The sequence below is a fragment of the Rhodococcoides fascians A25f genome, from assembly GCF_000760935.2.
In the GTDB taxonomy this organism is placed as follows: domain Bacteria; phylum Actinomycetota; class Actinomycetes; order Mycobacteriales; family Mycobacteriaceae; genus Rhodococcoides.
Map to the genome: position 1 here is coordinate 3406104 of NZ_CP049744.1, position 13480 is coordinate 3419583.

Here is a 13480-nt window from a genome sequence, read left to right on the forward strand (position 1 = left end):
GCTACAGGCGAGCGGCGATTCGTGCGCCGATCTCCTTCGTCGACGCCGCCGTCGTTCCTCGCTGCGCGAGATCCGCTGCGACAGCGGCTTCCACTCGCGCGGCTCCCGCCGCATCTCCGAGATGATCGAGCAACAGCGACACCGACAGGATGGCAGCGGTCGGATCTGCCTTCTGCTGTCCGGCGATGTCGGGCGCACTACCGTGAACCGGCTCGAACATGCTCGGGTTGGTACCGGTCGCATCGATGTTTCCGCTTGCGGCCAAACCGATTCCACCGGTCACTGCGGCCGAGAGGTCGGTCACGATGTCGCCGAACAGGTTGTCGGTGACGATCACATCGAACCGACCGGGATCGGTGACGAGGTGAATCATCGCGGCATCGATGTGCTGATATGCGACCTCGACGTCCGGAAATTCCGCGGCGACCTCGTCGACGGTGCGAGCCCACAGGCTGCCTGCGAAGGTCAGCACATTGGTCTTGTGCAGCAGCGTCAGATGCTTCTTCCGAGTGAGCGCTCGCTCGAAACCGTTGCGCACCACCCGCTCCACGCCGTAGCGCGTGTTGACGCTGACCTCGGTAGCGACCTCGTGCGGCGTACCGACCCGAAGCGCACCACCGTTTCCGGTGTAGGGCCCCTCGGTGCCCTCGCGCACGACGACGACGTCGATCTCCTTGTCGCCGGCCAGCGGGCCGACAACTCCGGGATACAGCTTGGCCGGACGCAGATTGATGTGATGATCGAGCGCGAATCGAGCGCGCAGAAGCAACCCGCGTTCGAGCACACCACTGGGTACCGACGGATCGCCGATGGCTCCCAACAGGATTGCGTCGTGCTCACGCAGTTCCGCCAACACCGAGTCCGGTAGCAGCTCCCCGGTGGCGTTGTAGCGGCGCGCGCCGAGGTCGTACTCGGTCTTCTCGGTACCGGGCGCGACCACGTCGAGCACGGCAAGCGCCTCGGCGACGACCTCGGGTCCGATTCCGTCCCCGGCGATGACGGCCAGCTTCATCTCACTCCTCGTAGTTCGTGTTGGTCCGATCGGCTGCGGCGATCAGGACAGGTCGACCAGCTCGATGGTGGATGCACCGACCGCACCGGCGATGCTCGCACTGAGCTCGGCCGGAACGTCCTTGTCGACGCGCAACAGAATCGTTGCGCCGTCACCCTCGGAGTCCTGGCTCAGCGCAGCGGCCTGGATGTCGATGCCTGCATCACCGAGCAGCGTGCCGATCCGGCCGAGACTGCCGGGCTGATCCGCGTAGTTGACGATGAGGTTCTTGCCCTCGGCGCGCAGATCGAAGTTGCGACCGTTGATGTTGACGATCTTCTCGACCTGCGTCGTCCCGGTGAGAGTTCCGGCGACGTTCAGGACCGTTCCGTCGCCGTACACGGCCCGGACGTCGACGACGCTGCGGTGGTTCTCACTTTCGGACGCCGTGGTGACCTCGGCGGTGACGCCACGCTCCTCGGCGAGCGACGGAGCGTTGACGAACGTGACCGAGTCCTCGATGACCGCAGAGAACAAGCCCCGCAACGCCGACAGCTTGAGGATCTCGACGTCCTCGGCGGCCAGTTCGCCGCGTACGTCGACCGAGAGCGACGTGGGAAGCTCGGCGGACAGTGCGCCCAGCAGTACCCCCTGCTTGCGCACGATCTCGAGCCACGGCGAGACCTCTTCGCCGACGGCCCCACCCTTGACGTTGACCGCGTCGGGCACGAATTCACCTGCGAGAGCGAGCAACACGGACTTGGCCACATCGGTGCCTGCGCGGTCCTGGGCCTCGGTGGTCGACGCGCCGAGGTGCGGGGTGACGACGACCTGGGGCAGCTCGAACAACGGGCTGTCGGTGCACGGCTCGGAGGCGTAGACGTCGATACCGGCGGCGAAGACATGACCACTGGTGATGGCGTCGGCCAGCGCCTGCTCGTCGACCAGACCACCGCGAGCGGCGTTGACGACGATGACACCCGGCTTGGTCTTGGCGAGGGCTTCCTTGCCGATGATGCCCTTGGTCTCGGGCGTCTTCGGCAGGTGAACCGAGAACATGTCTGCGCGCTCGAGCAGCTCGTCCAAGCTCACCAGTTCGATACCGAGCTGCGCCGCGCGGGCAGCGGAGACGTAGGGGTCGTAGGCGATGATGTGGGTTTCGAATGCGGCGAGACGCTGCGCGAACAACTGACCGATGCGGCCGAGACCCACGACACCGACGGTCTTGCCGAAGATCTCGACACCGTTGAACTTGCTGCGCTTCCACTCGTGCTGACGCAGGGTGGCGTCGGCAGCGGGAATCTGACGCGCGGCCGAGAGGAGCAACGTGACTGCATGCTCGGCGGCGGTGTGGATGTTGGAGGTCGGTGCGTTGACGACGAGGACGCCGCGCTCGGTGGCTGCGGGTACGTCGACGTTGTCCAGGCCGACGCCGGCGCGGGCGACGATCTTGAGATTGGTCCCGGCAGCGAGCACCTCGGCGTCGACCGTGGTCGCGGAACGCACGAGGATCGCGTCGGCCTCGGGAACCGCGGCGAGCAGCGCGGGACGATCCGGGCCGTCGACCCAACGGACCTCGACGCCGTCACCCAGTGCCTCGACGGTGGACTGCGCAAGTTTGTCGGCGATCAGAACGACAGGACGGCCTGGCTGGCTCACGTGAAGAACTCCCTAAGTCGGTTCGAGACTGTTGACGGTAAAAATTTCGGAGCTGGTGCAGCAGAAACAGTTTAGTGGCCGGCGACGTCGAGCTGCGACGCCACCGTCGGGCACGCACCGAAGGGCACCGCCACCTTGTGTAGCGGTGCCCTTCGATCAGTGTGCGTGCGAACGCGATTCGGCGAGAATCATGCCGTTTCAGTGATCGGACGATCGACCCAGCTCATCAGGTCGCGCAGCTTCTTGCCGGTGACCTCGATGGGGTGCTCGGCGTTGGCCTTGCGCAGGCCTTCGAGCTCGGTGTTGCCGTTCTCGACGTTGGCGACCAGGCGACGAGTGAACTCACCCGACTGGATGTCGGCCAGAATTGCCTTCATGCGCTCCTTGGTACCTGCGTCGATGACGCGAGGTCCCGAGAGGTAGCCGCCGAACTCCGCGGTGTCGGACACCGAGTAGTTCATGCGAGCGATGCCGCCCTCGTACATGAGGTCGACGATGAGCTTGAGCTCGTGCAGCACCTCGAAGTACGCCATCTCGGGGGCGTAGCCGGCCTCGACCATGACCTCGAAGCCGGTCTTGACGAGCTCTTCGGTGCCACCGCACAGCACGGCCTGCTCACCGAAGAGGTCGGTCTCGGTCTCTTCCTTGAACGTGGTCTTGATGACGCCTGCGCGGGTTCCGCCGATGCCCTTGGCCCACGACAGTGCGAGGGCCTGGCCCTCACCCTTCGGGTCCTGGTCGATGGCGATGAGCGCGGGAACGCCCTTGCCGTCGACGAACTGGCGACGCACGAGGTGGCCGGGGCCCTTGGGGGCGACCATGCCGACGGTGACGAACTCAGGAGCCTTGATCAGGTCGAAGTGGATGTTGAGGCCGTGGCCGAAGAACAGCGCGTCGCCGTCCTTCAGGTTGGGCTCGATCTCTTCGGAGAAGATCTTGGCCTGAGCGGTATCGGGTGCGAGCACCATGATCACGTCTGCCCACTCGGACACCTCGGCGGGCGTACCGACCTTCAGGCCCTGCTCCTCCGCCTTGGCGCGGGACTTCGAGCCTGCCGCCAGGCCGATGCGAACATCGACGCCGGAGTCGCGCAGGCTCAGCGAGTGCGCGTGGCCCTGGCTTCCGTATCCGATCACAGCGACCTTGCGGCCCTGGATGATCGACAGATCAGCATCGTCGTCGTAGAACATCTCGACTGCCACTGGTTGTTACCTTTCCTCTTGGGTTTTACGTGTGTTCGTCACCGGGGCCGCTACCGCGACGCAGTGATCGATTTCGGTCCACGTCCGACGGCAACGACTCCCGACTGAACTATTTCTCGAATTCCATAGGGGTCCAACATCTTCAGCAACGCGTCGAGCTTCGAGCGGGTGCCCGTCGCTTCGACCGTGACTGCCTCGGGCGAGACATCGATCACTTTGGCGCGGAACAGGTTCACCGTTTCGATGACCTCGCTGCGGACGCTGGCGTCGGCTCGGACCTTGATCAGCACCAACTCGCGAGCCACCGACGAATCGTCGTCCTGCTCGACGATCTTGATGACGTTGATGAGCTTGTTGAGCTGCTTGGTCACCTGCTCGAGCGGAAATTCGTCGACGGTCACGACGATGGTCATGCGTGAGATGTCGGGAATCTCGGTTCCGCCGACGGCGAGCGAGGAGATGTTGAAGCCGCGACGCGAGAACAGTGCGGCGACGCGGGCCAGCACACCTGGCTTGTCCTCGACGAGGACGCTGAGGGTATGGCTCGTGCTCACAGGTCGGTGCCTTTCACGTCGTTGTTCATCGGGTGCGGCGCCTGCTCGCGTTCCATCGCGTCGTCGATTCCCGGCTCGCTGCCCACGGTCTCGTCCTCGTCGAACAGCGGCCGAATTCCGCGGGCGGCCATGATCTCGTCGTTGCCTGTTCCGGCGGCCACCATCGGCCACACCTGGGCGTCGGCACCGACGATGAAGTCGATGACGACCGGACGGTCGTTGATCGCGCGTGCCTGAGCGATCACGGCATCGACGTCCTCTTCCCGCTCGCACCGCAGACCGACGCAGCCCAATGCCTCGGCAAGCTTGACGAAATCGGGGATACGAACGGCACCGTGCGTACCGAGGTTGGTGTTGGAGTAGCGCTCCTCGTAGAACAAGGTCTGCCACTGCCGAACCATGCCGAGGTTGCCGTTGTTGATGAGCGCGACCTTGATCGGGATGCCCTCGACCGCGCAGGTCGCGAGCTCCTGGTTGGTCATCTGGAAACAACCGTCACCGTCGATGGCCCACACCTCGGCGTCGGGCAGGCCCATCTTGGCTCCCATGGCGGCCGGAACCGCGTACCCCATCGTGCCGAGGCCACCCGAGTTGAGCCACGTGCGCGGCTTCTCGTAGTTGATGAACTGCGCGGCCCACATCTGGTGCTGGCCGACGCCGGCACAGTAGATCGCGTCGGGACCGGCGAACTTGCCGACCGAGGAGATCACGAACTCGGGAGACATGGAACCGTCGGACGGACGGTCGTAACTCAACGGGTACGTCTTGCGGATGCCGTCGAGGTAGACCCACCACTGCTCGAGATCGAGAGTCGTTCCCGTAGCGCGATCGGCCCGCAGAGCCTCGATCAGCTCGGTGATGACCTCGCCGCAGTCGCCCACTATCGGCACGTCCGCGTACCGGTTCTTACCGATCTCGGCGGGGTCGATGTCGGCGTGGATGACCTTGGCATCCGGCGCGAAGGACGAGAGCTGACCGGTGACGCGGTCGTCGAACCGGGCACCGAGCGTGATCAGCAGATCGCTGCGTTGCAGAGCGGCGACCGCAGCGACCGTGCCGTGCATGCCGGGCATGCCCAGGTTCAGCTGGTGGGTGTCGGGAAACGCCCCGCGCGCCATCAGCGTGGTGACGACCGGAATACCGGTCAGTTCGGCGAGCTCGAGCAGTTCTGCCGAGGCGTTCGCCTTGATGACGCCGCCGCCGACGTACAGCACCGGCTGCTTGGCATCGGCGATGTAGCGCGCTGCTTCGCGAACCTGCTTGCCGTGCGGCTTGGTGACCGGGCGGTACCCGGGCAGACGCATTTCCGGTGGCCACGAGAACGTGGTCTGTGCCTGCAGCACGTCCTTCGGGATGTCGACGAGCACGGCTCCGGGACGACCCGAGGCCGCGATGTAGAACGCCTCGGCCATGATGCGCGGAATGTCCGCGCCGTCGGTGATCAGGAAGTTGTGCTTGGTGATGGGCATCGTGATACCCGAAATATCGGCTTCCTGGAAGCCGTCGGTGCCGATGAGGCTGCGCGCGACCTGACCGGTGATCGCGACGATGGGCACAGAGTCCATCTGTGCATCGGCCAACGGGGTGACGAGGTTGGTCGCACCCGGGCCGGACGTCGCCATGCAGACGCCGACCTTGCCGGTCGCCTGGGCGTAGCCGGTCGCTGCGTGGCCTGCACCCTGCTCGTGACGCACCAACACATGGCGCACCTTGACGGAGTCGAAGAGCGGGTCGTAGACCGGGAGAACCGCGCCACCGGGAATGCCGAATACGGTGTCGACGTCGAGTTCTTCGAGGGCTCGAACGACCGACTGTGCGCCGGAGACCTTCTCGGGCGCGACGTGACGTCGCGATCCGTTGGTCGCCGCTTCTGCGGACGGGCTGCTGGTCGACGGGCTTGCGGCCGGCCCCGACTTACGAGTCGTGGGCCCCGGGCGTGCGGTTGGTGCGCTCACTGATTGCTTCCTCAGGAATGTGAAATTGCTGGGCGATCTCTGGGCAAGAAAAAACCCCCGTCAGCGAGTGCTGTACGAGGGTGGCGCGTCGATGCGAGTTTGAACAACCGGCTCAGGCGTTGACGCGCCGGCCGATTACGAGTATCCAATTCCGCTTCACGCGCTCGACGGTAGGCGCGCGCACAGGGAAGAGTCAAACTCGTCACGACGCAATCCCATTATGTGAGATCGCGTAGATGCAATGCGAAGATGAATGGGTGTCGTCTCCGCAGCAGTCCGAACCACCTCGGCCATCATCCCACACTGCCTCCGAGGCACCGAACGGTGCCGAGGGTCGACAACCGTCGACCACGCAGGTCATTCGCATGCCGCGCCTTGCACTGCTCGGCGTGGCGCTGCTGCTGTTCGGCACAGCGCTGCCGGCGTTCAGCTGGCCCGCGGCTCTGGGCTGGCTGCTGATCCTGCCGATCGTTGCGTTCGTCTGGGTGCTTCGGGTGCGCACCGTCGTCACTCCGGACGCGATCACCGCTCGACGGTTCGTGGGTTCGGACGTGATCGACTGGAATTCGGTGACGGGTCTGCATTTCCCGGATCGCCGCTGGGCGCGCGTCGTCCTGAGCGACACGAGCGAGAAATCGCTGCCGCTGGTGCGGTTCGATCTCCTTCCCCAACTCGCTGCTGCCAGCGGCGGCCGCATCACCGATCCGTACGCCGCTGCCGCTGCCGCAGAAGACAAGGCCCGAGCGGAAGCCGACGACGCCGAGGGCGAGCAGGCACCGACCGACCGGTAGCAGACGGCGAGTAGCCTCGTCCGTGCGAGAAACCGCTGCAACGAACGAGGACTACGCACATGCCGCCGCTACGCTCACGGGTCACCACTGTCGGACGCAACGCCGCGGGCGCACGCTCGCTGTGGCGCGCCACCGGAATGACCGATTCGGATTTCGGTAAACCCATCGTCGCCATCGCGAACTCGTACACCCAGTTCGTCCCGGGCCACGTGCACCTGAAGAACGTGGGCGAGATCGTCGCCGACGCCGTCCGCGCGGCCGGCGGCGTTCCCCGTGAATTCCACACGATCGCCGTCGACGACGGCATCGCCATGGGCCACGGCGGCATGCTGTACTCGCTGCCCAGCCGCGAGATCATCGCCGATTCCGTCGAGTACATGGCCAACGCGCACACCGCCGACGCGCTGGTCTGCATCTCCAACTGCGACAAGATCACTCCCGGCATGCTCAATGCCGCGATGCGCCTGAACATCCCGGCCGTCTTCGTCTCGGGCGGACCGATGGAGGCGGGCAAGGCCGTCGTCGTCGGCGGCGTCGCACAGGCACCGACCGACCTGATCACCGCGATCTCCGCCAGCGCGAACGACGCTGTGTCCGAGGAAGGTCTCGACGAGGTCGAGCGCAGTGCCTGCCCCACGTGTGGATCCTGCTCGGGAATGTTCACTGCGAACTCGATGAACTGTCTCACCGAGGCACTCGGACTCGCACTGCCGGGAAACGGTTCGACTCTGGCTACTCATCAGGCCCGCCGCGCCCTGTTCACGCGAGCCGGCACCACGATCGTCGACGCCGCATTGAAGTACTACCGCGACGAGGACGAGTCCGTTCTCCCTCGCAACATCGCCACCCCGGCCGCGTTTCGCAACGCCATGGCACTCGATGTGGCGATGGGCGGATCGACCAACACGGTGCTGCACACCCTCGCTGCCGCGCAGGAAGGTGAGGTCGACTTCGACCTCGAGACCATCGACGCCATCAGCCGCAAGGTCCCGTGCCTGGCAAAGGTCTCCCCCAACTCCGATTACCACATGGAGGACGTACACCGCGCCGGCGGAATTCCGGCTCTCCTCGGCGAACTGCGTCGCGCGAACCTGCTCGAAACCGACGTCTCGACCGTGCACACGAAGAGCTTCGACGAGTGGCTCGACACCTGGGACATCCGATCAGGAAAGGCGTCCGACGAAGCGGTCGAGTTGTTCCATGCTGCGCCCGGTGGCGTCCGCACCGTCGAGCCGTTCTCCACGAACAACCGCTGGTCGTCTCTCGACACCGACGCCGCAGGCGGCTGCATCCGCGATCTCGAGCACGCGTACACGGTCGAAGGTGGCCTGGTGGTGCTCCGCGGCAACATCGCGGTCGACGGTGCCATCCTCAAGACCGCCGGCATCGACGAGGACCTGTTCGCCTTCCAGGGCCCGGCCCTGGTCGTCGAATCGCAGGAAGAGGCCGTCTCCGCCATTCTGCAGAAGAAGATCCAACCCGGCGACGTGCTGGTCGTTCGCTACGAGGGACCCAAGGGCGGCCCGGGCATGCAGGAGATGCTGCACCCGACGGCGTTTCTGAAGGGTGCCGGTCTGGGCAAGGTCTGCGCGCTGATCACCGACGGCCGCTTCTCCGGCGGAACCTCGGGCCTGTCCATCGGGCACATCTCGCCCGAGGCCGCGGCCGGCGGAGTCATCGGGCTCGTCGAGAACGGTGACCAGGTTCGGATCGACGTCGCCTCCCGCACCCTCGAAATTCTGGTGGACGACGAGACCCTCGAGACGCGCCGAGCGAAGATGCTCACGTCCGAGCGTCCGTGGCAGCCGGTGGACCGCCAGCGCACGGTCACGACCGCCCTGCGCGCGTACGCGGCTTTGGCGACGTCGGCCGACAAGGGTGCCGTCCGCTACGTGCCCTGAGAAACAGCAGAACCCATGTGCGTGGAGCTACGAAGTGCCACGCACATGGGTTCGATCGGTATCGGGGATCAGCGAACGACGGGGTTGGCTCCGTTGAGGAAGATCCAGATGCACACGCCTGCGGCGATGCCGACGACGAGTGCCAGCAGCGATCCGATTCGCGGTCGAGTGGCCCACCCGCGCCGACCGTCGAAGGCGATCTTTCCCGGGCCGGTGAGGATGATTGCGGCCGCGGCGAAGCCGAGAACTGTCTCGTACTCGACGCCGCTGCTACCGGAGAACTGCAACCCGGGCTCTGCGGCCTGCTTGAAGCACCACGCGTTGATGATGGTCGCGAGCACGGCTGCGCCCGCGAGCGGTGTCGCCAGACCCAGGATCAACAACGCGCCGCCGAGCGTCTCGCCTGCAGCAGCCGCGATCGCGAGAATCTCCGAGTAGCGAAAGCCCGAGTTCTCCAGCAGATTCTGGAATCCGTCGAGTCCCGGCCCGTTCCACAGGCCGACCAGTTTCTGCAAGCCGTGACCGAGGAATACCGCTCCTACCGCCACGCGCAGGACGAACAAGCCGAGATCGGTGCTACCGCGACGAGCGGGCACCTCGACGGTCTCGGTGCGAACCTCGGGCTCGGGGGTGACTGCCGCTCCGGACGCTGTGGCTCCTGCGCCCGCCGAGGTGCCGAGGTACTCGGTGGAGTGATCGGAGTATGCGGTCGAGGACGTGCTGTCGGCCGACGCACCGGTCGTGGGCGAATCCGCGTAAGCCGACGGCCGATAGGCCTGGATCTTCTCGGTCGGTTGCGCGTCTGTCGACCTCGTATCGGACGAACGTGCGTCGGACGTCGACGAGTACGGGAAGTCGAGCTCGTCGTCGGTCCGAGGCAATCGATCCGAACGCTGGGCACCGAACGCAGAGGTCGATGCGCCGGAGGTATCGGCTCGGTCCGAGGCGGGTGTGCCGGACGCAGAGCGCGAGGGTGGGATCTGTTCGGTGGGATTGTCGTACGGGCTCTCGGCCGGTTCGTACGACTGGTCCGGCCGGTTTGGGTCGCGCGGTGTATCGGTCACCTCCCCACAGTAGAGCCGATATGCGCCGATTACCCTCATGGCCGCGTGGCGAGTCCGCACCGACGCTGACGTACCGTTCGAAGGATGAAGCCGGTCGGAGCGTCACCTCGAAGTGCCACTGCCGCTGTCGTCGCACTGTCCATGACGGCCGCCATGCTCGCCGGGTGCGCCCGCTTCGACGACTCGAATTCGTCGCCGTTCACCCCTGCACCCGAGGTCGGTGCCGCCGAATTGCAACCGACGACCCCCAGCGAGGCACCGCCGTCGTCGGATCCGAATGCTCCGCCCCCGCCGTCGGGTCCCTGCGTCGATCCCGACCCGTCGGTGATCGCGACGTGTCTGGACACCACCGGCGGCCTCGTGGCACTGCCCGACGGACAGAGCGCGCTGGTAGCCGAGCGCCGAACCGGTCGCATCATGGAGGTCGCGGCAGGTCGCACACCGCTCGAGGTCGCCCGCATCGCGGTCGATGGCACCGGTGACGGAGGACTACTCGACATCGCGCTCTCCCCCACCTACACCGAGGACAGGCTGCTCTACGCCCTCGTCACCACGCCCTCGGACACCAGAGTGGTTCGGCTCGCTCCCGGCGACGTCCCCAAGGACATCTTGACCGGCATTCCTCGCGGCGCGACGGGCAATCGTGGGTCCATCGACTTCTACACCCCGACCGAGCTGCTCGTCCTCACCGGCGACAACGGCGACCCGGCCGCAGCCCAGAATCCGGATTCTCTGTCCGGCAAGCTGTTACGGGTGACGTCGTTGTCCCCGACGTCCAATCCCCCGCGTCCGCAGATCGCACTGAGTGGAATCGGGACGGCAGGCGATGTGTGCACCGACGGTGCCGGGAACATCTATGTCACCGACCGCACCGCGATCGAAGACCGCTTGCAGCGCATCGACAAACTCGGCGCGGTGTTCTCTCCGGTATGGACGTGGCCGGACCGCCCCGGCGTGGCCGGATGTGCAGCAGGCGACGGTGGCGTGGCTGTGGCCCTCACGACAGCGAAAGCTGTTGCAGCGCTGACCACCGATGCAAACACCGGAGCCGTATCGGCCGAACCGACGCTGCTGATCCAGGACCGTTACGGACAGCTGAACGGGGCAACGAGCTCGGCGGACGGTCAGATTCTGGTGGGAACGGTGAACAAGAACGGCGCGGAGCCCGGCCCCACCGACGACCGCGTCGTCAAGGTGCCCTTCCCCGGTGGAGGCGGAGGCGGAGTCGACTGATCGACGAACGACTGCGGCCGAGCGCAATCGCGCTCGGCCGCAGTCTTTTTCGACGATCAGGACTGGCCGCAGGCCTCGAGCACGAGCTCCTTGACGCGGGCCGCGTCGGCTTGACCGCGCGTCGCCTTCATCACCGTACCCACGATGGCACCGGCAGCTTGAACCTTGCCGCTGCGGATCTTCTCCACCACACCAGGATTGGCGGCAAGTGCCTCGTCGACAGCGGCTTGCAACTTCGTGTCGTCTTTCTCCAACACGAGGTTACGGTCGGACATCACCTGAGCCGGCTCGCCCTCGCCTGCCAGCACCCCGTCCACCACCTGACGGGCACCGTTGTTGTTGAGCTTGCCGTCGGAGACCAACGCGGCCACCTCCGCCACCTGCGCCGGAGTGATCGCCAGATCGGCCAGCTCGACTCCGGCCACATTGGCTTGCTGCGACAGGTACGACACCCACCAGGACCGCGCGGCCTGCGGCGACGCACCGGCATCCACCGTTGCCGCGACGAGCTCGAGCGCCCCGGAGTTCACCAGGTCGCGCATTTCCTCGTCGGAGACACCCCAATCCTTCTGGATCCGGCCGCGTCGCAGCCACGGAAGCTCCGGCAGGGTCCCGCGGAGCTCCTCGATCCAGTCCGCGTTCGGAGCGACGGGCGCAAGATCGGGCTCGGGGAAGTAGCGGTAGTCCTCCGCGGTCTCCTTCTTGCGGCCCGGGGTGGTGGTGCCGTCGGATTCCTGGAAGTGCCGAGTCTCCTGCGTCACCTCTCCGCCGGCTTCGAGAACCGCTGCCTGACGGCGCATCTCGTACCGAACGGCAACCTCGACGCTCTTGAGCGAGTTGACGTTCTTCGTCTCGGTGCGGGTGCCGAATTCGGTGGCGGTCTTCTTCATCAGCGACACGTTGGCGTCACAGCGCAGCGACCCCTGATCCATCCGTACATCGGACACGTTCAGCGACTTCAACAGATCTCGGAGTGCGGTGACGTAGGCGCGCGCCACTTCGGGCGCGCGCGCTCCGGTCCCCGTGATCGTCTTCGTCACGATCTCCACCAACGGCACACCGGCACGGTTGTAATCGAGCAGCGAATGCGACGCCCCCTCGATGCGGCCGGTCGCTCCGCCGACGTGCGTCGACTTGCCGGTGTCCTCTTCCATGTGCGCGCGCTCGATCTCGACGCGGAACGTGCTGCCGTCATCGAGCAGAACATCGAGGTAGCCCTCGGTGGCGATGGGCTCGTCGTACTGCGAAATCTGATAGTTCTTCGGCTGATCCGGGTAGAAGTAGTTCTTGCGAGCGAACCGACCCCACGGAGTGATCGAGCAATTGAGCGCCAACCCGATACGGATCGCAGATTCCACGGCAGCGGCGTTGACCACCGGTAGCGCGCCGGGAAGGCTCAGGCACACCGGGCACACCTGCGTGTTCGGCTCGGCACCGAACGCGGTGGGGCAACCGCAGAACATCTTGGTCTCCGTACCCAGCTCCACGTGGACCTCCATGCCCAACACGGGGTCGAACGTGGCGAGCACATCGTCGTAATCGATCAGATCGACGGTTGCAGCAGTCATGGTCCGTAGTTTATGCATTGCATACGACGCGCGAGTAACCACGTGCACTGGTTACCGTGCACGGGTGACGCACACCGAGAAGCAGACACTGTCGATGACCGTGCTGATGACCCCGGACATGGCGAATTTCTCCGGCAACGTCCACGGCGGCACCATTCTCAAATTCCTGGACCAGGTGGCGTATGCCTGTGCCAGTCGCTATGCCGGGGCGTACGTGGTCACTCTGTCGGTCGATCGAGTCGTCTTTCGCGAGCCCATCCACGTCGGTGAACTCGTCACTTTCTCGGCATCGGTCAACTACACCGGCCGCACCTCGATGGAAGTCGGGATTCGCGTCGAAACCGAGAACATTCAGTTCGGTGAGCTACGGCACACCAACAGTTGCTACTTCACCATGGTCGCGATCGGCGACGACGGCAAGCCGAAGACACTGCCCCAGTTGACGCCGACCACCGACGTCGGTGCTCAGCGCTTCGAGGCTGCGCTGCGGCGACGCCAATTGCGCCGTGAGACCGAAGCACGCGAGGCCGAGATCCAGGAGGCCGCCAGTCGCATCTGACCT

11 protein-coding genes are annotated in these 13480 nt (G+C 65.5%); 4 read left to right on the forward strand and 7 right to left on the reverse strand.

The genetic code is table 11. The features are described 5' to 3' along the window. Window position 1 precedes the first annotated feature (1 nt). The 5 genes from BH93_RS16030 to BH93_RS16050 all read right to left on the reverse strand — a co-directional run bounded on the left by BH93_RS16030 (window position 2) and on the right by BH93_RS16050 (window position 6361). Complete coding sequence (locus BH93_RS16030) at window positions 2–1012, reverse strand: 3-isopropylmalate dehydrogenase (RefSeq protein ID WP_037174056.1); 1011 nt, start codon at window positions 1010–1012, stop codon at window positions 2–4. Between the two features lie 42 nt (window positions 1013–1054). Then, window positions 1055–2650, reverse strand: coding sequence for a phosphoglycerate dehydrogenase (serA, locus tag BH93_RS16035; protein WP_037174057.1), 1596 nt, complete (start codon window positions 2648–2650; stop codon window positions 1055–1057). 188 nt (window positions 2651–2838) lie between these two features. Beyond that, complete coding sequence (gene ilvC / locus BH93_RS16040) at window positions 2839–3840, reverse strand: ketol-acid reductoisomerase (RefSeq protein WP_170944858.1); 1002 nt, start codon at window positions 3838–3840, stop codon at window positions 2839–2841. 62 nt (window positions 3841–3902) lie between these two features. Next, window positions 3903–4406 carry an acetolactate synthase small subunit gene (gene ilvN, locus BH93_RS16045; RefSeq protein WP_008717436.1) on the reverse strand — a complete coding sequence of 168 codons (504 nt, stop codon included), beginning with the start codon at window positions 4404–4406 and terminating at the stop codon, window positions 3903–3905. Further along, window positions 4403–6361, reverse strand: coding sequence for an acetolactate synthase large subunit (locus BH93_RS16050; protein WP_032376997.1), 1959 nt, complete (start codon window positions 6359–6361; stop codon window positions 4403–4405). The genes ilvN and BH93_RS16050 overlap by 4 nt, the downstream gene beginning before the upstream one ends. A gap of 365 nt (window positions 6362–6726) precedes the next feature. Here BH93_RS16050 and BH93_RS16055 point away from each other — a divergent pair, with 365 nt between their 5' ends. Then, on the forward strand, window positions 6727–7152 hold the full coding sequence (locus BH93_RS16055; protein ID WP_037174423.1) for a PH domain-containing protein: 426 nt from the start codon (window positions 6727–6729) through the stop codon (window positions 7150–7152). 59 nt (window positions 7153–7211) lie between these two features. Continuing rightward, complete coding sequence (gene ilvD, locus BH93_RS16060; protein WP_037174058.1) at window positions 7212–9053, forward strand: dihydroxy-acid dehydratase; 1842 nt, start codon at window positions 7212–7214, stop codon at window positions 9051–9053. 68 nt (window positions 9054–9121) lie between these two features. Here ilvD and BH93_RS16065 read toward each other — a convergent pair whose 3' ends face one another. Continuing rightward, window positions 9122–10117 carry a DoxX family protein gene (locus tag BH93_RS16065; protein WP_037174059.1) on the reverse strand — a complete coding sequence of 332 codons (996 nt, stop codon included), beginning with the start codon at window positions 10115–10117 and terminating at the stop codon, window positions 9122–9124. Between the two features lie 84 nt (window positions 10118–10201). Between BH93_RS16065 and BH93_RS16070 the strand changes: the two genes are divergently transcribed. Beyond that, window positions 10202–11350 carry a PQQ-dependent sugar dehydrogenase gene (locus tag BH93_RS16070; RefSeq protein ID WP_037174060.1) on the forward strand — a complete coding sequence of 383 codons (1149 nt, stop codon included), beginning with the start codon at window positions 10202–10204 and terminating at the stop codon, window positions 11348–11350. Between the two features lie 56 nt (window positions 11351–11406). Here BH93_RS16070 and gatB read toward each other — a convergent pair whose 3' ends face one another. After that, window positions 11407–12918, reverse strand: a complete 1512-nt coding sequence (gatB, locus tag BH93_RS16075; protein ID WP_037174061.1) for an Asp-tRNA(Asn)/Glu-tRNA(Gln) amidotransferase subunit GatB — start codon at window positions 12916–12918, stop codon at window positions 11407–11409. A 94-nt stretch (window positions 12919–13012) separates the two neighbouring features. On the opposite strand from gatB, the gene BH93_RS16080 reads away from it, so the two are divergent. Continuing rightward, the gene (locus BH93_RS16080; RefSeq protein ID WP_242459238.1) at window positions 13013–13477 is read left to right on the forward strand and encodes an acyl-CoA thioesterase; all 465 of its coding nucleotides are present in this window, start codon (window positions 13013–13015) and stop codon (window positions 13475–13477) included. Window positions 13478–13480: the final 3 nt, after the last annotated feature.